Genomic DNA, 22,414 nt, shown 5'->3' on the forward strand with positions numbered 1-22,414 from the left:
TGTAGCGCTTTTTTCGAACATGTCACTCTTTATCCACGGATTTGGCTGGCGATTTGCTGATCTGTTTCTTCCAAAATCGTAGCGGAATTGTGCAATTGTTGCGCGATTTCGTTTAATAGTACAGCCATTTTTTCAAACGATGGGCGCAACTCGTGATACTGCTGGATAAATGCTTGACTGGAAGCACCTTCCCAAATTCCTTGCAGCATATTGCTCATTTGATCCAATCGTGAAACCAATTCCGTGACATTAGAGCTTTCTGTATTATATTGTCTTGCGACTCCACGCAATTCTTCCGGTGTTAAACGAATAACGCCTGACATAGTTTCTCCCCCTATAGCCATATTTTCCCTTTTATTTTAATGAAGATGACAAGCAGCGGTCAACAATATATAACCTTTTCTTTTAAAATAAGGAAAAGGTAGTATTTTTTACCTGATTGCCCAACGATTTTGTGCCATTTTTCTCATTACGCCAGATACTTTCTTACTATTCATGGAATTAAAAGAAGACGGAGTATAGGAGGAATGTATGTGGATAGGCGGGGCTGATGTTCTGATGTTCATTAACCCCCTCATTTATCTTTTCTTTTCCCGAATAACGACATCATAATACAAGATGATATTTTGTCCTCTCATCTCATTAATCATGTCTGTGTATAGCGAAGCGACGTATCTCATGTCGTCCCTGAACGTATAATTAATCGATAGGTTATTTTCTTGATACTGTTTTATCGCTTCATTGGTTTTGTCAATGATTTGCCCACTGCCATATTTCATTTCATGATGAATCAAATGAACCAATTCCTCATCCAATTCACTCATTCTATTTAATTGTTGAATAAAAGTGTTCGCTTTATACGTAAAATCCTGCTCTAGACCAAAATTATAGAGCATATTCAGTTGTCCCATACAGAATACCTCCCCTTATCAATACCGCAAATCAAATATTTTGGACAGATTTTGGTCCTGCTTAAAAAACTCCTCAAACGATTTTTTAATGGTTTCAATGAGTTCTTTTCCTCTAGAAATTTCATGTTCATAATACGAAAACATCGATTCTTCAAAGATATACGGAATCCTCCGATCCAACGGTGGAATAGACTCATGGACATCAATGCGGCGTAACACATACACTTGTTTTGCATCATCGGTAAAATGCCCCAATAAATGCTGATAAGCCCAGGGATTTTGTTCCATGTCCTCGATTTTCTTCATCAGTTCTCGTTTTTGTATTTCAAAATCCTCTACATATTCATCGAAATAATACTGCTTCATCTTATGCAATACCGCTTCTTTTTCTTCCATAATTTGCAGTCCCTTTTGATATATTCTTACGGCGGAGGAAAGATTCACCCGGATTTCGTGTTCTCCCACCTTCTTGATTAAAATTAAATTTCCATACTCATCATACGTTCTGCCTTTCGAACGGGCGAGAGCATTGATGACTTCGTTCAAGGAATGGGCATTCACGCTTGTGGTGATAGCATTTTGAAGATTCCTCGTATTTTCTTGGATGATTTGAAGACGTTTTTCAATGTCCAATGCCTTATCCCGAATTTGGAATAACGTCTCAATGCATTGAAGAATATCAACAGGATTTAAGAGAACGATCCCATTCCATAGTTCATGAAGCAGCTGTTGTATCAATGTGACATCTTTTTCAATTCCCTTGACTTCTCTCAACACTGTGTTCTTTTCCTCTACTGTCATGTAGCCTAATTGCACGAATACACTCAACATCGGGTCCAGATTTTTATACAGTATTCCGATGTGCCTGAGCAGCACTGGAATCTTCTCACTCATTTCATCGTACATATGATCGATTTTAGAAAGAATGTCTTTTGCATGCATCACATAGTCTATGGCATCATAGCCCTGAAGCGACTCAATAAAAGCGATATCGACTCCCGTCATCGCCTGAACAACCCCATCAAATCCTTTTTCGTTGTAAATGTCCGAATATTGCGACAAATACAATTGAATGGCTTTTACATCTTTATCGGATATTTTCGCAATCAAATCTTTGATACTAGTAAAATCCTTGTTCGTATCAATGACCTGGCGGCTTCCGATATCGATGAATCCCCGCACTCCGCTTACCGCATACAATAGATCCTCTTGAGCGGTCAGATGATGAATCGAACGCTCGTCGATTTGCTTTTTATAGTATTCTTCCGCAAAGGCCTTGAGCTCGGAAGGGGGGAGGGAGTAGATTAAGTTGTAATCTGACAATATATTTGGAGTAAATTTTTCAGCTAATTCATATCGAAATCTTTTATCTATATATGCCAGTTGATACGCACTGGGCGGCGCATCGTTAATGACATACACTTGGTCAAATCGATGTGCAGTGAGTTGGATCACTTGGACATGGTTCCCGCCCAGCGAATGACCCAATCCGATTTTTTTCAGTTCGATTGTTTGACCGTTCCTCTTTAATTCTTCGGTAATGATTTGTGTCACCACCTCATCAAACCGTAATGCATCATCATATTGATTTTTGTTTTGTCCGACAAAAATTCCAAAAGTATTGTACGCCCAATCCAGAGGTTTCCATGTATCTTTTTCTTGTATTTCGCTTCCCCGTGCAATGGTATACATTTGATTGATTCTTTTTTCTTCATCATAAAAATGAATAATCGTACCGTCAAAACCGGAATCGTTGATGTTTATATTTTTAAAGTCTTGCGAATGATAAACACGGATTTGGTCAGGGGGGTCGCTCCTTGTCTCTTCAATGTAGATACGCCTGATTTCCTCTACGGTCAAATGTTCGTATTCCAAATTCATCACTCTTGCCCGCAAGAGATCTGTATCCAAAACCAGTTTCTGAGACATGGCGCTTTCACCTCCATATCCCTTAATCGTGAAACTCAATGGATTTCATCAACATTTTTGCCCTTTCTTCCTCTTTGCCCACATCGATATGGCATCCCCGATCGGCATCCTTGCAACTGACCCCGTATATAAACCGCACTGCTTGGTGGCTGTGATTGGATTTGATATAGGCAAAAAATTTATAAACAATATCTTTCTTGTTATCTACAGATATATGCTGTTCATTTTTTGCAAAATAAATGGTACTGCGGTCAGCCTTTATCTTCGTGTATTTCCCGTCATAGTTGGCATAAGCAGATGAAGATAACAAAAAAAGATTTGTATCAATATCATCTGTTATGTGTCTGTTTTCATATACCATATCAATATCGTATATGATATTCTCCTGCTCTCTCACTCCCGCAATAACGGAAGATTCATAATATTTGTCATGCTTTTCATACAATCCTCTGTTTATTTTTGCGTCTTTCGGAAACCACATCGTAAAGCCGCCGGTTTTCGACTTGAACAAATAATACCCTTCTTTCACTTCTTTCGGCGAAACCATAAATTCCCGAGTAAACTTGTCTTGAAACGCCACCGTATCCGGCAACTTCTCCGGTTGAGCCTTGGAATCCATCTCACACCCTCCGATCCATATCAACATCAATAACAGCAAGTTTCTCCATCGCTTAAGCAAAGGACAGTCTCCTTTCCCAATTATCTCCATTCTCTCTATACGTATCATATGATCACAGTGTGATCAATAAAAAATGTAATTATATCCAAATTAAGAAAAAAGAACTATAGCTTTAAGAGGAAATGTAGGCGACTTATGACTTTAGACCTTATTGATGAATCAGAGAAATGAAAAGAAAATGAGGGGCTTGTCTTGCATGTCCTTTGAGGGGATTTTTGAAAGAGGTACCTGACATACACTTGGTCAAATCGATGTGCAGTGAGTTGGATCACTTGGACATGGTTCCCGCCCAGCGAATGACCCAATCCGATTTTTTTCAGTTCGATTGTTTGACCGTTCCTCTTTAATTCTTCGGTAATGATTTGCGTCACTTTCCGGTCACATTCCAATGCATCTCTATATTGACTTCTGCTTTGTCCGACGAAAATTCCAAAAGCATTGTAAGCCCAGTCGAGCGGCTTCCAAGTATCGTTTTCCTGCATTTCACTTCCCCGTGCAATGGTATACATTTGATTGATTCCTTTTTCCTCATTGTATAGATGAATCACTGGGCCATCAAAACCGGAATCGATATCGTTTAAATTCTTAAAATCATCAGAACGGTAAATGGTGATATTTGCAGGCGGCTCTTTTCCCGTCTCTTCGATATAAATTCTTTTGATTTCGTCAATGGTAAGATTTTGATATTCTACATTCATAATCCGCGCACGCAATATATCCGTATTTAGCACTTCTTCATTTGACACAAAATCTTCACCTCCCTCTCTCCATCAATACTGAAATTTTATCGATTTCATAAACATTTTTGCCCATTCTTCTTCTTTCTGTACATCCATGTTACACTTCTGGTTTGCGTCCTTACAAGTGACTGCATATATAAATCGGACTGCTTGATAGCTGTGATTCGACTTTACATAGCTGAAAAAATAATAAATAATATCATTATTGGAAATATGTTGTTCATTCTTACCAAAGTAAATCGTGTTGTTATTAGATTCAAATTTTGTATATTTGCCATTATAGTGGACATAGGTAGATAATAAATCAAGGTTTACGTCAATGTTTTCCGTTATTTTTGCATTTTCATATGTCATTCTGATATAGTTGGAAATATTTTCCTTTTCTCTCCCCCCTCCCAAATGTATAGATTCATAATATTTTTTATGCTTTTCATAAAACATGCGGTCTATTTTTGCATTTTTCGGATACAGCATCGTATATCCGCCGGTTTTCGACTTGAATAAGTAATATCCTTCTTTCACTTCTTTTGGCGAGACCATAAATTCTCGAGTAAACTTGTCTTGAAATGCCACCGTATCCGGCAACTTCTCCTGTTGAGCTTTTGAATCCATCTCACACCCTCCGATCCATATCAACGTCAATAGCAGCAAGTTCCTCCATATCTTAAGCAAGGACGGTCTCCTTTCCCAATTATCTCCATTCTCTCTATACGTATCATATGTTCACTGCTTAATCAATAAGAAATGTAATTATATCCAAATTTATACAAAAAGAACTATAAAGTCAATATAATTTTGGACGAGAATGTAAGCGACTTATAACTTTAGACCTTAATTGATGAATTGGAAAAATGGAAAATAACGAGGAGATTGGTTCTGTATGCTTGTTGAGGAGTGGTACACGCTGATCTAGGCTGAAGGCTCGCTGCCTGCTTCTTTTGATTTCCTCTGCGACGAAGATAAAAAAATCAATAAGAGACACAAAACTTACTTTATTTATATCAAATATCAAGACGAATTTTATGAAATTCAAAGATATCAAGTACTTATTATATAAATATAATGATAAATGTTTTTTATTGGAAGGAGAGGTGCTATATTATGAAAAAAGCCGGCATCATGCCGGCTCCTTGATTATTTATATACTTTAACTTTTACTGTTCTGACGCCCCATTGGATAGCTTTTGCTTTTGTAGGCATGAGTACGTCAATTTTATAGCCTCTGATTCCGCTTCCTTTATCAGCTGCAACCGCATAGCCGTAACCTTCCACATAAACTTTTGAACCTAACGGAATTACCTTTGGATCAACGGCAATTACTTTCATCGAAGGGTTTTTCTTTAAATTTAAGCCTGTAGCCGTTATTCCGCGGCAACCTTTGCAGTTTACTGTATAAGCATATGCTTTAACGGTGATTGTTTTGTACGCTGCTGTTTTGGCTGCTGCTTTTTTTACTGTAGTTTTGGCAGCCGTTTTGGTTACTGGTCCTGAAATCTTTAAAACCTGCTTTGGTTTGATCAAATCGCTTTTAAGGTTATTCCATCTCTTTAGCTGGCTGACAGTCACTTTATACTTTTTAGCTATACCCCAAAGAGTGTCACCACTTTTTACCTGATATGTACCGGCTGCCGATGCAACTCCTGAAAATCCGAATGCTAGAAAGATTGATGAAGTAATATATAATAGTAATTTTTTCAAGATAATAACCCCCCCGTGCTTACATTTGTAACAATAGAATATCAATAAAATGTAACAATTATGTTTCATATAATTAGTAATTATGTTACAAAATGAAGACATAATTGTATCATCTTGTTTTTTCTTGACTTTTAGTTCTTCCATCATCAGATAGACTTTATTAAATTTGCTGGTAATTTCCACTCTGGCAATTTTTGAAACCACTGTGAGTAGCTGAACAAACTTGTTTCAGGATAACACTAAGCACACTTTTGAACTATCCAGCCCAATAATCTAAGAAGATACTCTCTCTAGAGAACAACAAAAAAGGCAGATCGCTTTGATCTACCTTTTTTGTGATATGAATTAGTTGCCCTTACAGCTTATATTATCTTAACCTCACGTAAGAAACGAATTTTCTTGGAAGTACAAAAACCTTAAAGTCTTCTTAAATGGGAGCATTAAATAGGAGTGCCAGGCACTTTTAAGAATGCACATAATGAAAAAGGAAAGTTTCACCAAAGGGTGAAGTCTGTCCAAAATAAGGTCGAATTCATTCATAGGCGGTTTGTTAACAGGATATTGCTGTTCTATGTTTCCAGTGAATTATTTTTGCACCCAGAACTCCATTTGAATACATTTTGATTCTTTACACCGAATAACCATCCTTTTTTAGATTGATAGTATCAATCAGTATGTCCAAGTTTGCTAGATTTCTTGCACTAGCCCCCATAGTATCCCTACAACAACTACAGATGACATCCGGCCCTCCCCCTTCACGAAAGGGAATTCCTATTTCTTACATACCTCGTCAATTCTGTTGTCATTTCATAACGCATAAACGGAGTAATTAGATAAATCCCTTGAAAATATTCAAGAACTTTATCCACGAGTTCCTTCGCAATTTCCATTCCTTGTTTTCTTGCATCCTCACCTTTATAGCCATTCATTCTTGCTCGTACGTCATCCGGAATTCGAATCCCGGGTACTTCGTTATGAAGAAATTCAGCATTTCTATGGTTCGTTAAAGGCATAATTCCAACAAAGATGGGGACGGACAAATGCTGGATAGCTTTTGCTACTTGTTCAATTTGTTTACGGCAAAAGAGGGGTTGGGTCATGATAAAATCTGCACCGGCCTCAATCTTTTTTTCTAGACGTTCAACAGCCTTTTGTAGGTGCCGTGTATTGGGGTTAAATGCTGCGCCTACAGTAAAAGAGGAGTGATTTTTAAGGGGACGATCAGAGAAGGAAATACCTTGATTTAGCTTCTTGATCATACGAATCATTTCAATTGAACTCACATCGTAAACTGAGGAAGCTCCCGGCAGGTCGCCGTAACGCGATGGATCACCAGTTATGACCAAAACATGATCAATTCCTAAAGCATAGAGGCCCATCAAATGAGCCTGTTGACCAATCAAATTTCTATCTCGGCAAGTCAAGTGAAGAAGAGGTCGAATTCCTTCTTGTTCTTTTACAAGTCTTCCTAACGCCATATTACTCATTCGTGTTATCGCCAGCGAGTTATCGGCTAGAGTAATTGCATCTGCGCCTGCCTCCTTCAACGCTTTAGCTCCTTCTAGAAAAGGAAGGTAATCTAAGTCTCGGGGAGGATCTAATTCCACAATAATGGTAGTCTTTTCTCGAACCAATTCCGGTAATGTTTTTTGCTGAGGCGGGTCTGATATATGAATGGTTTCCTTTTTTTGTTTTTCCTCTATTCCGCTAACAGCACGCTTCGTAATTGGTGTTTTTCCTTTCAACTCAGCGGATACGGCTGCAATATGTTCCGGAGTTGTTCCGCAACAGCCTCCGATGATTCTAACTCCAAGCTCATATAAGGTCTTGGCTGCCCATCCAAAATAATCCGGAGAAGGGGAATAAATATATTTCCCATCCTCATAACTTGGGATTCCTGCGTTAGGATATGCGGATAAAATAAAACCTTTATCTAAGGGGATCGTCTCTAATGAACGAATGAGATTGGCTGGGCCATTATAACAGTTAAGGCCAACAATATGGGCACCTGCATGATACAATTGGAGAAAGGCGTCCTCCAATAGATAACCATCCTGGGTCCTATGAATATCCTGAACGGTTAATTGACAGACAATTGGCAAGTCTTGATATTTACGTGCTAGAGAAATGGCCAATAATGCCTCATCTACTGAGCAGAATGTCTCCAACATCAATCCGTCAATGCCTGCAGCTACTAAACTATCAATTTGTTGACCATATACCATCTCCAAATTCTTACGGTTAATATCCTTTTTTATCTCCCCCATAATCCCCCCCTACTGCTCCCACAACAAAGGTATCATTCCCCGCTGCTTCTCTAGCAATCATTACCGCAGCACGGTTAATCTCGTCCACCTTATCCTGCAATCCAAACTTGGAGAGTTTTTCAGCATTAGCTCCATACGTATTCGTTTCAATGAGATTAGCTCCTGCTCGTCGATAACTCAAATGAATGTCCCGGATCATCTCCGGATTTTTAAGATTTAACCACTCTACACAGCTTCCGATGGGAATGCCTTGGCTATAAAGTAATGTCCCCATTGCTCCGTCACCAATCAACAGATTTCCTTGTATATAGTCCAGTAAGCCTTGTTTCAACTTACCACATCCTTTACATTTTAACATTAATCTGCATTAAAATACTTTGCTTCCGGATGAGCAAAGACCATGGCCGAGACTGAAGCTTCTGGCTCCATCATACACCCTTCTGTAAGGGTCACACCAACTTGTACCGGATTTAATAGACGAAATAGCTTTTTCTGATCTTCCAACTCCGGACATGCAGGATAGCCAAAGGAAACGCGAATTCCTTGATACCGTGCGCCAAACCGCTCTTGCATGGTCATCTCCACTGGATCGGGGAAGCCCCAACAATTACGCATAACATGGTGCAAACGTTCAGCGAAAGCTTCCGCTAATTCCAAGGCAAGGGCTTGAATAGCATAAGAGCGGAGAAACTCTCCTTTTTCTTTCCATTCCGCAGAAATTTCGCGAATCCCTTCGCCCGCCGTAACTATCAGAAATCCTACGTAATCCATTTCTCCGCTTTCTACCGGACGAAGAAAATCAGACAGACATAGATATGGTTGGTGCGTTTGGCGAGGAAACGTAAACTTCTCCAGAACACGGAAATGATCCGCAGGGTCATAAATCAAAATATCATTGCCGGATGACTGGGCGGGAAAGAACCTGTACATTCCATGTGCTTTGACCAAGCCGTTCTGCACGCCTTCTTGAATCATCTGCTCTATGACTCCCTTTAACTCCAAAACCTTTGGATCCCCTTCTTTGATCAGTTTGTTTACGTTCCCTCTGACCCCCAGATGTTTTCCTAAAAGCATGCGCCAATTTATATAAGGCTGCAGATAAGAAAGCGGATAGTGGCAAAAAATATGAGGTTCAAAATCAGGGGGCAGATAAACAGGTGTGGTACGACTAATATTGGATACCTGAGATCCCTCGGGAACTTGCATTCCTCCAACGGTAGGTTCCTCCTTCTGCTGCATGCGGGCCTGCCTGTTTTTTCTTAACTCTTTCACCAACTTTTCTTGCTTCTCACTATCCATCAGCTGATTGACCAGCTCCAATCCATTCATCGCATCCTTTGCATAAAGAACAAGGCCGTCATACTCCTGTGCAATCTTCGTTTCTGTAAATTTGCGGGTTAACGCTGCTCCTCCTACCAGCAAAGGGATATCGATCCCGGCCGCTTTTAAATCTTGAGCTGTTATAACCATCTGTTGGGCTGACTTCACCAGCAAACCGGATAGTCCAATCGCATCCGGCTTTTCTTCCCGGTACGCTTGAATCAATTTTTCAGGTGGAACCTTGATGCCTAGGTTTACGACGTCATACCCATTATTCGATAAAATGATGTCTACCAAATTCTTTCCTATATCATGGACATCTCCTTTGACCGTAGCCAACAGGATTTTCCCTTTTACAGATGCCTCTTTCCGTTCCATATGGGGTTCCAGGAAGGAGACTGCCGCTTTCATAATCTCCGCACTCTGCAAAACTTCCGCTACAATCAATTCGTTGTTATTAAAGAGCCTACCTACCTCTGTCATCCCTTCCATCAATGGGCCGTTGATAATGTCCAATGGAGGATATTTTTTAAGTGCCTCTTCCAAATCTTGAAACAAACCATCCTTAGAGCCCTCAATGATATAATGTGCCAATCGTTCCTCTAAGGATTGATTCAAAGCTGCTTCCTGCTTTGCCACTTTCTTCTCCCGATAAAAATTTGTAAACAAAGACAACGCTTCACCAGTATTACCGAATAATACGTCCTCTGCCATCTTTCGTTCCTCATCCGGAATCGAAACGAAGCGTTCCAGTTTTTCCGTATTTATAATTGCATAATCCAAGCCAGCCTTCGTACAGTGATATAGGAATACTGAATTTAATACTTCCCGACCAGCTGGCGGTAATCCGAACGAAACATTGCTTATTCCGAGAATCGTTTGGCATTCCGGTAAAGTCTCTTTAATTAGTCGGATCCCCTCTACAGTTTCTAGGGCGGAGCCAATATAGGCTTTATCTCCCGTACCAATCGGAAAGACAAGCGGATCAAAAATAATATCCTGAGGACTAACTCCATATTTTTGAACCAACAAATCATAGGAACGCTTTGCTATCTCTAATTTCTTCTCCCTGGCAACAGCCATCCCGTTTTCATCAATCGTCCCTACCACAATAGCTGCGCCATACTTGGATATAAGCGGTGCTACTTCTTCAAAACGCTTTAACCCGTCTTCCAAATTAATCGAGTTTATTATGGCCTTCCCTTGCGAATATTTCAAGCTGAGTTCAATGACTGAGGCATCCGTCGAATCGATCATAAGCGGCACTTTAACTTTCTTTACCACATGTTCAAGGAATTTTCTCATATCCTCAGCTTCATCCCGATCTGGATCAGCCAAACAGATATCAATAATATGGGCGCCCTTTTTCACCTGCGCTCTGGCAATCTCCGAAGCCTCTTCATACTTGCCGGCAGCAATTAAATCGCGGAACTTTCTTGACCCGATCACATTGGTTCTTTCCCCAACAAATAAAGGTCTATTGTCCTTTTCCAGATAGACAGGCTCAATGCCGGAAACGACGTGACCGTGCGGTTTTGCTTTTATTCTCGGCTGATATTCTTTTAACCTTTCAGCAATTGCACGAATATGCTCAGCCGTCGTCCCACAACAGCCCCCCGCTATGTTCAGCCATCCTTTCTCCGCAAAACCGGCCAACTTTTCGGCTAACCCTTGCGGTGATTCATGATAGTGCCCGTTTTCATCCGGCAAGCCGGCATTAGGGTAGCAGCTGACGGCACATTGAGCCAACCCTGACAGCGTACGGATATGGTCCCTCATGAACTCCGGCCCAGTAGCGCAATTAATGCCTACAGAAATAGGCTTCAAATGTTCAAGCGACATATAGAAAGCCTCAATATTTTGACCGGCCAACGTTGTTCCCATTGGTTCAATAGTTCCAGAAACCATAAGCGGGATTTCCTTTTGCAATTCCTCAAATGCCCTTCTAATTCCAATGCTTGCCGCCTTGACATTGAGCGTATCCTGAGCGGTCTCTAAAAGCAGGATATCGACTCCACCTTTAATCAGAGCGCGTGCTTGCTCATAATAAGATTCCGCCAAATCATCAAAGGTTATTCCCCCTGTTACAGACAATGTCTTCGTTGTAGGTCCCATAGATCCCGCGACAAATCGAGGCCACTCCGGAGTTGAATAGGCGTTTACTGCTTCTCTAGCCAAACGGACTGCTGCTAAATTAATTTCTTCGGTACGTTTTTGTAACCCATATTCCGTCAAAACGATACTTGTCGCCCCAAACGTATTGGTTTCTATGATGTCGGCACCCGCTTTAAGATATTCCTCGTGGATTTGCTTTATTAAGTCGGGACGTGTAAGATTCAATATCTCGTTGCACCCATCAAAACTCTCTCCACCAAAATCCTCCGCTGCTAGATTCAATTGCTGGATCATCGTCCCCATGGCTCCATCAAGGATAAGGATTTTTTTGTGCATCTGTTGTTCAATACTCTTCTCTCCCACACTCGCTCCCCCCTTCACCTCATGGTTAGATTGCAATATTCTATGCGCTAACAATAGAGTTGAATAGTCTCTTACCCTATGACAGTTTCTCTATTTTTTTATAGATTGGATAAATTCGTTCTTTAGTATAGAAGGCCACGGTCCAAAACATAAAAAGATCGCCCTTCACCTGGCTGTGATAGCCTAAAGGCAAGGGCGTTCGGTAATTTTTTGATAACATCATGTCTCTTGCTTTACTGGACACCACAAAGATGCGAGCGATTCTCTACACAATCTAAGGCACTTTAATTAGGCGCTTAAAATTTATACTTATGTAGGCTCTTATACACGCAAGGGGCCTCTTGCATGCATAAGTGTTAATATACTATATTCAAATTTCTATAAAGTGCTACAAAGGTTATTGCCTAATTTTACTTACCTACAATAACTACGATTTTTTATTTTTGCACCAGAATCGTTTAAAGTCTCGATAATCTCTCTTTTTCAGTTAACTCGTAATATTGGATGAGTGCATAAGCAAGATAACTAATTTAATCCCCCATCATCATAAAAATGTACTTTTATCTTTTCTCTTTCATTGCTTGATTCGATTGTGTTTAAACAAGGCTGTCTTGGATTGCATACACGCAATTCTATGCTTCATCATATAATGTCTGTAAATTTTTTTAGCAGAGGTGATCAAGTTGAACGATAGTCTCCAACCAAACTCCACCCGTGGCGATGTTTACGATCTGATTGAGATGGAGCAATTATTGGCAGGACCACATCGCATAATCTATGAGGGAAGCAGCCAATACCAAAATATCCTTTTGATAGAATCAAAGAATATACGATTGTACTGGAATAATCAATTAGAATTAAATTCTTTAGATGAACGGATTTATCACGAGGCTCTAGTTCACCCCGCTATGACGTTGGCTGCTCAACACGACCGTGTCTTGGTCATAGGCGGGGAAGATGGTTGTGCAATACGTGAAGTCCTAAAATATCCTAATGTCAACCATGTCAGTCTGATCGCTGTTTCCCCGGAGACGCTGCATGCAGTACAGAATATTCCCGAGATCACTGAACTTAACGAAGGATCACTCTTTGATAAGCGTGTGCATATTCACGAAAGTGATATTCATGAATTTTTAAGCAGCGGGCAGCAACCGTTTCATGTGATTATCGTCGATCTGCCTGACCCTGAGACTGAAGCAACGAGCCGCTTCTATACCATGGAATTTTTTCACCAATTGTCCAACTTTTTAACCGATGACGGCATCTTGGTCTGCCAGTCTACATCGCCAGAACATACTCCATTGGTATTCTGGAGCATTGCTCGAACACTCGAGCAGGCATCGCTTCACACGTTAAGCTATCATGTCTTAGTCCCCTGGTTTGGCGACTGGGGATTTCACCTAGCAGGAAAGGGAGCGCTTGTCTGGGGAGAAGAAAAGAAAGTTGCTGTCTCCAACCGTTCACTCTCTGACGATTTGATCTCATTGTTTACATTTTCACCAAAGGTTCTGAACATCCGGGATCAAGCGGTTCCTAACACCTTGGACTGCCTGATCTTGCACAAGTTTTATGAAGCAAGTGAAGTGGAAACCGTTCCTGAAAAAGGGCTTAGCGTATTTTATAACCTCCAACATAGTGTTTTGGAGCAGGACAATGATACGGAAGATTTGATAGAGATTCAACAGCTCCTTTCCGGTCCGCATCGAGTCCTATATCAAGGTGGACCCAAAGGGGATCACGTGTTAATGCTAGAGACAACCGATGTGCGGCTGTATCTCGATAAGCAGCTGCAATTTAGTTCTTTGGATGAGCAAATTTATCATGAGGCCCTTGTTCATCCCGCACTGGCGATGGTCCAAAAACGAGATCGTATCCTCATCGTCGGAGGTGGGGATGGACTTGCGACTCGTGAAATCCTCAAATATCCCGATGTAAAGTACATCGACCTTGTGGATCTCGATCCATTGATGCTCCACATAGCCAGAAATGTCCCCGAGATCGTTACTCTCAACAACGGTGCTCTCCACGATGAACGCGTATCGATCCATCAGCAAGATATCCTGGTGTTTAAAGAGATGAAGAGAGAGCCATACGACGTTATTATTGTGGATCTGCCAGATCCGGGAGATGAAATAATAAGCCACTTGTATACCGTGGAATTTTTCAGCGAATTGTCCAACCTTTTACACGAAGATGGCATCCTAGTGTGTCAATCCCATTCGCCAGAGTATGCCCCATTGGTGTTCTGGAGTATCGGATTAACACTTAAGGGGGCAGGATTTCATATCCTCAGCTACCATGTCGATGTTCCCTCATTTGGGGATTGGGGATTTCACCTGGCAGCAAAAAAGCCGCTGCTCTGGGGGAAGAGAGAAATAGCCGTGCCACACCACACACTCCCCGAAGATCTGTCTTCCTGGTTTGATTTCCCAGAGAAGATTCGGTCGATTTGGGCGAATTCGCACATGAACACATTGTCTAACTTAAAATTACATCAATTTTATTTTCAAGAAATACAAAGCGATTAACACCGTTATCATGATTTTTTTATCCGCCGATGAATTGCTGCTTTTTTAGGTGAAACGAACAGCGTATACAACAAAAAAGGAGTATATCTCTATTCTCTTATTGAGCAAGTGAAGAGCAAGCTCAAGAGATTAGAGATAACTCCTTATTTTTATATGAAAAGGAACCTCATTTTGGCTGTAACCTTACTCGTCACCCCAGGCATCATCTACAATTTTAGCAAGAACCAAGTTGCTATCGGTTTGAATTTTGTAATTCGACCAATATTTGGAATAATTATAGGGGATATGGAACATATCCTTCAGCCTCTCCTGCGATAGGAAACGGGTTGGGATTGGAATGGAAATATCGTCGGGCGATACCGGCCTGTTTGTCGCCATACAAAATCCATAGTCATCTCCATATTCCACGATTACGTCAAAATGATAGGGCAATACATAAAAACCTGCTGCCATCAAGGTCGCCTGGACGCTCCAGAAGTATTCCGGTATCTGAGCTAACGAGGGGCAAGAGATGTTAATAACTCCGTCTGGTTCCAACCGCTCCTTTAGAAGCCTGTAAAATTCCCAACTGAAAAGCTTGCTGAGTTCAGGGCATTCTTCGCTTGGCTCCGGAATGTCCACGAAGATGACATCCCACTTCATAGTGGTGTTCTCGATATACTTCCGACCGTCTTCTACCACCGTGCGTACTTTAGGGTGATGCAAAGATCCTTCATTGAATTTGACCAATGCCTCTAAATTCTTGCCAAAATCCATCATCATAGGGTCGATGTCTACAGTGGTGATCTCCTTTACTTCAGGATACCGAAGCGCTTCTCTCGTTGTAATTCCTCCACCCCCACCGATAATGAGAATGTGTTCCCGTTTACCAGCAACGGACATGGGTACATGGATCAGCGCTTCAGCATATATATCATCGTCCTCAGTTGTGCCAAACATCACATCGCCGTTACCATAAATCAACAATTGTCCTTGATGTTCGACCAAGGCGATTCGCTGGAAAGGAGTTTTGATCCGACGGACTATAGTGTAATCCCCATCGGGTTCCTCTTCCTCCGATACATAATCCCGGATGGAACCAGCACCCCAATACCGCCAATAAAACCATGCCAGTGTTTCAACGATAAGCACCAGGAAAGCACCTATGGCGATCCAATAAAGCTGACTTAAACCTACCATTTCCTTTAACCTCCTTCTCCCTAGATTTAATTATGCTATGAGTTCATTCCATAAAATGACATAGCAAAATATCATACTTCGATCTAATTTTTTAGAGAAAAATGATTGTAGTGAATGATCCTTTTATTGACTAAAGTATCTTGTTTTCGCTTTTTTCTACCCCAGTTACCGAGTTCTGGTGCAAAAAATCTATCAAATTTCGACATACGGATACTGCTACTCTAAAAAAGGAGTGTGATCGGTATGGAAAACCAAAGTTTATTTAAATATGTTCATTGCTCTAACTTTCATATAAAAAAGGTGCACTTCCTATCAAGTGCACCCCAACCATTGACATAGAACCAATAAAAAAACGGACTTGCCATTACCGGCAAGTCCGTTGATTTATGTTTAACCTATCAAAAACATAATGTAGAATGGAGACGGTGGGAGTCGAACCCACGTCCAGAGATATCGCCACTTAAGCATCTACGAGCGTAGTCGGTATATTTGGTTTCGCTGCATCTTCCGCCTACCGACAGGCCTCCGAGCAGCTAGCCTGATTGGTCTCTTCCCTCGTCCTCAGGCGGCGGACTCGGGCGTAGCCCACTCGCTATGAGCCCCTGAACCGCCACGTGGGCGATGGCGGGAGGAGCTAGCTGCGTTTAATTAGGCAGCTAAAGCGTAGTTTTCTTTGCCAGTTATCTTTAGGTGACGTTTTTTACGAGGACGGTCCCCTCGGCTCGCAGCTTAAGCTCGATCTATCCCTGTCGAATCCGTATCGTCCCCGTGATGGAGAAACGATGACGAATAAGCTTAAGCTTTGGATAACTGGCCATCGGCATTATTTATTATAGCATAATGCATATAAAATTCAATTGTGAAGTTTTGGAATTAGAGTTTTTGCCGTTCGCGAAACGCGCGTTCGATTTCCCGTTGTGCTTCTCTTCGTTTCATATCTTCACGTTTATCATATTTTTTCTTTCCTTTGCCAACACCTAACAACACTTTGGCAAAACCGTTCTTAATATATAGCTTTAACGGAACGAGCGTATAACCTTGTTCCTTGGTGTAGCCAATCAGCTTATTAATTTCACGGCGATGAAGAAGCAGCTTTCTTGTCCGCAATGGGTCATGGTTATAACGGTTCCCTTGTTCATATGGGCTAATATGCATATTATGAAGAAATACTTCTCCTTTTTCGACTTTCGCAAACGAATCCTTTAAATTTACTTTTCCAGCGCGAATCGATTTAATCTCCGTTCCTTGCAGGACAATCCCTGCTTCATACGTTTCTTCGATAAAATAATCGTGATGCGCTTTTTTGTTTTGCGCAATCAGTTTCCCTTCACCTTTCGGCATACCGCGCTCTTCCTCCTCTTATAGCGACAACTATAATTTTAGCAAAAAACCATAAGAAGGAAAAGTCTCCTCTTATTGAGACTTTTCCTCATCGTTTTTTCTTTTTCTTCTTTTTTGCTTTTAGCCGCGGAACATCTTCATAAAATTTCTTTGATTTTTTCTCTTTTCCATTTTGTTTATTTGCTTTTTTTCTTCTTTTTCCTTCAATGACAACAGGGGCACTTTTCGGTTCTTTACGGCGACGGTCTTTCATTCCGACAATTTCAAAGTCGACGATCCGCTCGTCTTTGTTCACGTTAATGACGCGGACGGTAATCTCGTCGCCGATACGGTATACTTTTCCCGTTCGTTCGCCGACCATGGCGTAATGCCGCTCATCATAACGGTAATAGTCATCCGTTAAGTAGCTGACATGCACGAGCCCTTCGATGGTGTTCGGCAGCTCGACAAATAGGCCGAAATTCGTAACGGAGCTAATAATTCCGTCAAACTCCATGCCAATCTTATCTTCCATAAACTCCGTTTTCTTCAAATCGTCTGTTTCCCGCTCGGCTTCCACCGCACGCCGTTCCATATTGGAGGCATGTTCGGCAATATCCGGAAGTTTTTCTGCCCATTTTTGTTGCGTCTTTTCATCCATTTGCCCGTTGATCAAGTACGTGCGGATGAGACGATGCACGATCAAGTCCGGATAACGGCGGATTGGAGAGGTAAAGTGCGTATAAAAATCGGTTGATAATCCATAGTGGCCAAGACTTTCCGCATCATAGCGAGCCTGCTTCATCGAACGAAGCATGACCGTCGAGATGACCATTTCTTCCGGCTCGCCGCGCACCGCCTCTAAAATTTCTTGGAGCGCGCGCGGATGAATTTGGTTTCCTGTTCCTTTCACGACATAGCCGAAATTCGTAATAAACTCCAGAAAGCGCTGCAGCTTTTCCGGTTTTGGATCTTCGTGCACGCGATAAATAAACGGAACGTTCAGCCAGTGGAAATGTTCAGCGACCGTTTCGTTCGCCACGAGCATAAATTCTTCAATAAGCCGTTCCGCCACCGAACGTTCGCGCAGCACGACATCATACGGCTTCCCGTTTTCATCGACCAGCACTTTTGCTTCTTTAAAATCGAAATCAATCGCACCGCGTTTCATCCGTTTATTGCGCAAAATTTCCGCCAGTTCCGCCATCAATTCAAACATAGGCACAAGCGGTTCGTATTTTTTTCGTAATTCTTCGTCTTTATCGACGAGAATTTTGTTCACATCCGAATACGTCATCCGTTCCGTTGTGCGAATGACGCTTGGGAAAATTTCGTAGCTGACGACTTCTCCGCGTTCGTTAATTTCCATTTCACACGAAAGTGTCAAGCGATCCACTTTCGGATTTAAGGAGCAAATGCCGTTCGATAAACGGTGCGGAATCATCGGAATGACGCGGTCGACCAAATAGACGCTTGTCCCGCGTTCATATGCCTCACGATCTATCGGCGATCCTTCTTCCACATAGTAGCTGACATCGGCGATGTGAACGCCGAGCTTGTAATTTCCATTCTCGAGCCTGGTGACCGTTACAGCGTCATCTAAATCTTTCGCGTCTTCGCCGTCAATCGTGACAATCATCTGGTCGCGCAAATCGCGGCGGCCTTGCAGGTCCTTTTCCGTAATCGTATCGGAAATACGGTTGGCGTGTTCGATAACTTCTTCTGGAAATTGCAAAGGAAGGCCGTATTTATGAATGATCGATAAAATATCGACACCAGGGTCATTTTTATGGCCAAGAATTTTAATGACTTCTCCTTCGGCGCTCATTCGCCCTTGCGGGTACGAGGTGAGCCGCACGACTACTTTGTGGCCTTCCACGGCGCCGTTTGCCGCATGTTTCGGGATGAAAATATCATTGACAATTTTCTTATCATCGGGTATGACAAAACCGAAATACTTGCTTTCCGTATAAGTTCCGACCACTTCGGTGACGCCGCGCTCTAAAATCCTTACAATCGTTCCTTCTCTGCGCGCACCAGAGGAGTCGGCATGCACGCGCACTAATACGGTATCCCCATGCATCGCATTTTTCATTTCCGACGGCGGGATGAAGATATCATCCAGCGTCGGATCTTCCGGCACGACGAAAGCGAACCCTTTCGCGTGTCCGGACACTTTTCCGCGCACTAAGTTCATTTTTTCCGGCACACCGTAACGATTGCTTCTTGTGCGTACGACTAGTCCTTGTTCTTCCATCGCCACCAGCGTTTTGACAAACTCTTTAAATTGTGCGGCATCGGTAATGGCAAAAGCGGTTTCCAGCTCCTGGACGGTCAACGGTTTGTATGCCTCGTCCCTCATAAACGTTAAAATTCGTTCCGCTAATGATGAATCCATCATTCTCCCTCCTTTCAACGGTTACCAATCTAACGATTCCAAAAACTCATAAATATCCTCCTGCAGCTGTTCTTTTTCTTTATCTAGCGTAATGACATGGCCCGAATCTTCATACCATTTGATTTTTTTCACTGGTGATTCAATGCCGTTATAAATAATATTTGCACTATCGGGATTAATCATGTCATCATGCCGCGCCTGCACGACAAATGTCGGCGCATAAATTAAATCAATATGATCGCGGACGTCGGCAATCAGCTCCTGTAGTGCTTTCAATGTACGCATCGGCGTCTTTTTAAACTCTTCCATTTCTTTTTCAATTTGCTCCGCTGTTTTTCCTTCCCGCTTTTTATATTCGCGCGCATACTCCAACACGCCTTGATACATCCTTTCCTCGCTTTTTATATACATCGGCGCGCACATTGAAATAATTCCCACTACAGGTACAGTGTAACCTAATTTCAGGGAAAATACGCCGCCAAGCGATAATCCTGCGACTGCAATTTTTTCGTACCCTTTATTTTTTAAAAATTCATAGGCATTCATCACATCTTGCCACCAATCGTCCGGCCCGGTATATACGAGCTCTTCCGGCGGCACGCCGTGTCCTTTATAAATCGGCGCATGGCATGTATATCCTTTTGATTCCAGAAAACGGCCTAACATTCTGACATCCGCTGAATTTCCAGTAAAACCGTGCAGCAACAACACGGCACGCTCCCCTGCTTCAAAGAAAAATGGCTTTGGTGGAACAATCTTCATGATGCATAACTCCTTTCATTTTATAACAAATAGAAAAGGCAGCCCGAATCAATTGATGGACCGCCCCATTGTTTTTCCATTAAAGTTGCACATACGTTACAGCAATCGTCAAGGCAAAGAACAATACTGCCAATACTACGGTAATACGCTGAAACACCGCATCCAGCCCGCGCGCTTTTTGTTTTCCGAACAGCTGCTCAGCACCGCCAGTAATCGCGCCGGAAAGCCCCGCGCTTCTTCCTGATTGCAACAAAACGATCACGATAAGCGCGATCGAAACAATGACTAACAACGTGACAAGCAACGCATGCATGCCTACTCCTCCTTTAAAACACGCCCTACAATGCTTCCAGTTTAACACAAATGCAGGACTTGCACAATAGGGATAAGGAGCACGCATTATTTATTATAGCAAATTTGTCCTTAAACTAAAAAAATATAGCCTTCCTTTATCCCTCATATAGGACGGTTTTTGGTCATGAAAATAAATGTTGCTTTCCTTTCTCCCAAACATCTCTTTCTTTGCCGAACGGATCGGCTTCGACGCGGCTTGACGCGCCAAAAATCATCGCTGCTCTCTTGTTAAAGTCATAAACCGGCCATTCTTCCGGCAGCTGATCATGATTAGGATTTCCATTGCGCGCAAACGAAATCCATGCATCATGCATCTGTTTGCTGATCTGTTCTCGTTCCGGCAAATCTCCTGTAAAATTCGTAATTCCCGGCTGATGAAGGTTACCGAACACAAATGGCAGTTCAAGCGCATGGCATGCTTTCAATTTGCCGCCCATAATCGGCGTCTCATAATCAAAGCGATACATCCAGACGTTTGCCCCTTGTTCCACTTGATAATCAGCAGTGCGTAACATGCCATTGGTAAATACGCGGTAAGTCATGATGCGCAGCAGTTTTTGCCATATTGGCTCCGCTTCATCTCCTTGATGCAGATAATAATCGACAACCTCGCGTGGAACGGGACCGACTTCTTTGTTAATCCGCTTGAGAAGTTCTTGTTCGCTAAGCGCGACCCATGAAGGGTCTGTCAGCGTAAACAAGTTATATTCGTCTTTCGTAACGCCGATAATCATCGAAATATCGCGTGCCGCTCCTTCTTTTAACGCTTCAATCGGATGATTTGGCAATGTTTTTCCGTCTATCACCGGTCCGTAAGACACTTGCGGGCCAAGCGACAGTGCGGCTTGAAGCAGCTTTTCTGCCGGAATCGTTAGCAAACGGTCACGATCTCCGGGACGAATGCCAGCTTGGTGCAGTATCTTTTCTGCCATCGCGGTCGCTTTAGCAGCAGACTTCAACAAAAGCGCGCCCGAACCGCTTTGTAAAATCGCTTGTTGAAATAAGCCTTTTGCCTCAGGCATGGCTAACAACGTTCCAACGCTTGCAGCTCCTGCCGATTCGCCAAAAATCGTAACTTGTTTCGGATCGCCACCAAACGCCTCAATATTTTCCTGCACCCATCGCAATGCCGCTATTTGGTCAAGAATGCCGCAATTTCCGGAAGCAGCGTAATCTTCCCCAAATAAATCCGCCAAATAAAGAAAGCCAAATACGTTCAGCCGGTAATTGATCGTCACGACAACGACATAGCCATTAGCGGCAAAAGCCGCCCCGTCATACCAAGGAGTCGACCCTGAACAAAAAAGCCCCACCATGAATCCAAACCATTACAGGACGTTTCTTGCCGTCGGCTCCCGGAGACCAAATGTTAAGGAACAAACAATCTTCACTTCTAGGTTCCGTGGTGCGTCCCAATACTCCGCCAAACAGCAAACCAGCTGGCTGCATCGCAACTGCACCAAACGTTGTGGCATCGCGCACTCCCGTCCAAGGTTCAGGCGGCTGCGGCGGCTGGAAGCGATGTTCTCCTACCGGCGCTTTTGCGTACGGAACCCCCTTCCAATAGTAAACGCTTTCATTTTTACCTCCTTGCAATTTTCCATAGCGTGTCTCGACTATGGTGTTCATCAACGATCCACCTCTTTTCCTAATTATTAGAATGTTCTTAAAAAATATAAGCGAAGCAAGACATGGTCGTCAAATTTTCTGCTTTCTTCATATAAAAAAGCACCTAGCAATCACTCGGTTAGGTACTTGGTTTGCCATCTTGGCAAACAGATATCTGTTTGATTTGATTATTTTCCGCGGTGTTTCGCTTTTGCTTTAAGGCGCTTAAGCTCTCTTTTTCGT

Annotated in this window: 14 protein-coding genes, 1 other RNA gene and 2 pseudogenes; 1 reads left to right on the forward strand and 16 read right to left on the reverse strand. The window is 42.3% G+C overall.

Going from position 1 to position 22,414, the window contains the following annotated elements; genetic code table 11:
• Window positions 1–29 precede the first annotated feature (29 nt).
• The 9 genes and pseudogenes from HT574_RS06190 to metH form a co-directional block, all read right to left on the reverse strand.
• Window positions 30–323 carry a WXG100 family type VII secretion target gene (locus HT574_RS06190; RefSeq protein WP_017435736.1) on the reverse strand — a complete coding sequence of 98 codons (294 nt, stop codon included), beginning with the start codon at window positions 321–323 and terminating at the stop codon, window positions 30–32.
• Between the two features lie 255 nt (window positions 324–578).
• Window positions 579–911: a hypothetical protein gene (locus HT574_RS06195; RefSeq protein WP_175243906.1), complete on the reverse strand. Its 333-nt coding sequence runs from the start codon at window positions 909–911 to the stop codon at window positions 579–581.
• Between the two features lie 18 nt (window positions 912–929).
• Entirely contained in the window at window positions 930–2,840 is a 1,911-nt protein-coding gene (locus HT574_RS06200) for a DUF6792 domain-containing protein (RefSeq protein WP_175243907.1), read from the reverse strand.
• Window positions 2,841–2,862: 22 nt separating this feature from the next.
• On the reverse strand, window positions 2,863–3,459 hold the full coding sequence (locus HT574_RS06205) for a hypothetical protein (RefSeq protein WP_175243908.1): 597 nt from the start codon (window positions 3,457–3,459) through the stop codon (window positions 2,863–2,865).
• A 164-nt stretch (window positions 3,460–3,623) separates the two neighbouring features.
• Window positions 3,624–4,265: a DUF6792 domain-containing protein gene (locus tag HT574_RS06210; RefSeq protein ID WP_254698605.1), complete on the reverse strand. Its 642-nt coding sequence runs from the start codon at window positions 4,263–4,265 to the stop codon at window positions 3,624–3,626.
• 24 nt (window positions 4,266–4,289) lie between these two features.
• Complete coding sequence (locus tag HT574_RS06215; protein ID WP_175243909.1) at window positions 4,290–4,871, reverse strand: hypothetical protein; 582 nt, start codon at window positions 4,869–4,871, stop codon at window positions 4,290–4,292.
• Between the two features lie 522 nt (window positions 4,872–5,393).
• Window positions 5,394–5,957 carry a 3D domain-containing protein gene (locus HT574_RS06220; RefSeq protein WP_175243910.1) on the reverse strand — a complete coding sequence of 188 codons (564 nt, stop codon included), beginning with the start codon at window positions 5,955–5,957 and terminating at the stop codon, window positions 5,394–5,396.
• 755 nt (window positions 5,958–6,712) lie between these two features.
• Window positions 6,713–8,555 (reverse strand): annotated as a pseudogene (locus HT574_RS06225) (bifunctional homocysteine S-methyltransferase/methylenetetrahydrofolate reductase).
• A 26-nt stretch (window positions 8,556–8,581) separates the two neighbouring features.
• Window positions 8,582–11,995, reverse strand: a complete 3,414-nt coding sequence (metH, locus tag HT574_RS06230; RefSeq protein WP_175244188.1) for a methionine synthase — start codon at window positions 11,993–11,995, stop codon at window positions 8,582–8,584.
• 701 nt (window positions 11,996–12,696) lie between these two features.
• On the opposite strand from metH, the gene HT574_RS06235 reads away from it, so the two are divergent.
• Entirely contained in the window at window positions 12,697–14,550 is a 1,854-nt protein-coding gene (locus HT574_RS06235) for a spermine/spermidine synthase domain-containing protein (RefSeq protein WP_309138283.1), read from the forward strand.
• Between the two features lie 183 nt (window positions 14,551–14,733).
• Here the strand turns inward: HT574_RS06235 and HT574_RS06240 are convergent, their stop codons facing one another.
• The 7 genes and pseudogenes from HT574_RS06240 to HT574_RS06270 all read right to left on the reverse strand — a co-directional run bounded on the left by HT574_RS06240 (window position 14,734) and on the right by HT574_RS06270 (window position 22,195).
• Window positions 14,734–15,729 carry a spermine/spermidine synthase domain-containing protein gene (locus HT574_RS06240; protein WP_175243912.1) on the reverse strand — a complete coding sequence of 332 codons (996 nt, stop codon included), beginning with the start codon at window positions 15,727–15,729 and terminating at the stop codon, window positions 14,734–14,736.
• A 414-nt stretch (window positions 15,730–16,143) separates the two neighbouring features.
• Window positions 16,144–16,497, reverse strand: a transfer-messenger RNA (tmRNA) gene (gene ssrA, locus HT574_RS06245).
• Between the two features lie 105 nt (window positions 16,498–16,602).
• Complete coding sequence (gene smpB, locus HT574_RS06250) at window positions 16,603–17,070, reverse strand: SsrA-binding protein SmpB (RefSeq protein ID WP_015865015.1); 468 nt, start codon at window positions 17,068–17,070, stop codon at window positions 16,603–16,605.
• An 88-nt stretch (window positions 17,071–17,158) separates the two neighbouring features.
• A complete protein-coding gene (rnr, locus tag HT574_RS06255; protein ID WP_175244189.1) occupies window positions 17,159–19,447 on the reverse strand; it encodes a ribonuclease R in 2,289 nt (762 codons plus the stop codon).
• 21 nt (window positions 19,448–19,468) lie between these two features.
• Complete coding sequence (locus HT574_RS06260; RefSeq protein WP_175243913.1) at window positions 19,469–20,209, reverse strand: alpha/beta hydrolase; 741 nt, start codon at window positions 20,207–20,209, stop codon at window positions 19,469–19,471.
• 79 nt (window positions 20,210–20,288) lie between these two features.
• Window positions 20,289–20,522 (reverse strand): preprotein translocase subunit SecG, encoded by a 234-nt coding sequence (secG, locus tag HT574_RS06265; protein WP_061580131.1) that lies wholly within the window; start codon window positions 20,520–20,522, stop codon window positions 20,289–20,291.
• Between the two features lie 163 nt (window positions 20,523–20,685).
• Window positions 20,686–22,195: pseudogene (locus HT574_RS06270) on the reverse strand (carboxylesterase/lipase family protein).
• Window positions 22,196–22,414 lie beyond the last annotated feature (219 nt).

Origin of the sequence: Parageobacillus sp. VR-IP (assembly GCF_013357975.1) — a bacterium.
GTDB classification, from domain to species: Bacteria; Bacillota; Bacilli; order Bacillales; family Anoxybacillaceae; genus Saccharococcus; species Saccharococcus caldoxylosilyticus.

Excerpts from the sequence above, each read along its gene's own strand:
- metH (WP_175244188.1), bottom strand. The coding sequence starts at position 11,995 with ATGCACAAAAAAATCCTTATCCTTGATGGAGCCATGGGGACGATGATC.
- HT574_RS06195 (WP_175243906.1), bottom strand. The coding sequence starts at position 911 with ATGGGACAACTGAATATGCTCTATAATTTTGGTCTAGAGCAGGATTTT.
- HT574_RS06205 (WP_175243908.1), bottom strand. The coding sequence starts at position 3,459 with ATGGATTCCAAGGCTCAACCGGAGAAGTTGCCGGATACGGTGGCGTTT.
- smpB (WP_015865015.1), bottom strand. The coding sequence starts at position 17,070 with ATGCCGAAAGGTGAAGGGAAACTGATTGCGCAAAACAAAAAAGCGCAT.
- HT574_RS06215 (WP_175243909.1), bottom strand. The coding sequence starts at position 4,871 with ATGGATTCAAAAGCTCAACAGGAGAAGTTGCCGGATACGGTGGCATTT.
- HT574_RS06260 (WP_175243913.1), bottom strand. The coding sequence starts at position 20,209 with ATGAAGATTGTTCCACCAAAGCCATTTTTCTTTGAAGCAGGGGAGCGT.
- rnr (WP_175244189.1), bottom strand. The coding sequence starts at position 19,447 with ATGGATTCATCATTAGCGGAACGAATTTTAACGTTTATGAGGGACGAG.
- HT574_RS06200 (WP_175243907.1), bottom strand. The coding sequence starts at position 2,840 with ATGTCTCAGAAACTGGTTTTGGATACAGATCTCTTGCGGGCAAGAGTG.
- secG (WP_061580131.1), bottom strand. The coding sequence starts at position 20,522 with ATGCATGCGTTGCTTGTCACGTTGTTAGTCATTGTTTCGATCGCGCTT.
- HT574_RS06240 (WP_175243912.1), bottom strand. The coding sequence starts at position 15,729 with ATGGTAGGTTTAAGTCAGCTTTATTGGATCGCCATAGGTGCTTTCCTG.
- HT574_RS06190 (WP_017435736.1), bottom strand. The coding sequence starts at position 323 with ATGTCAGGCGTTATTCGTTTAACACCGGAAGAATTGCGTGGAGTCGCA.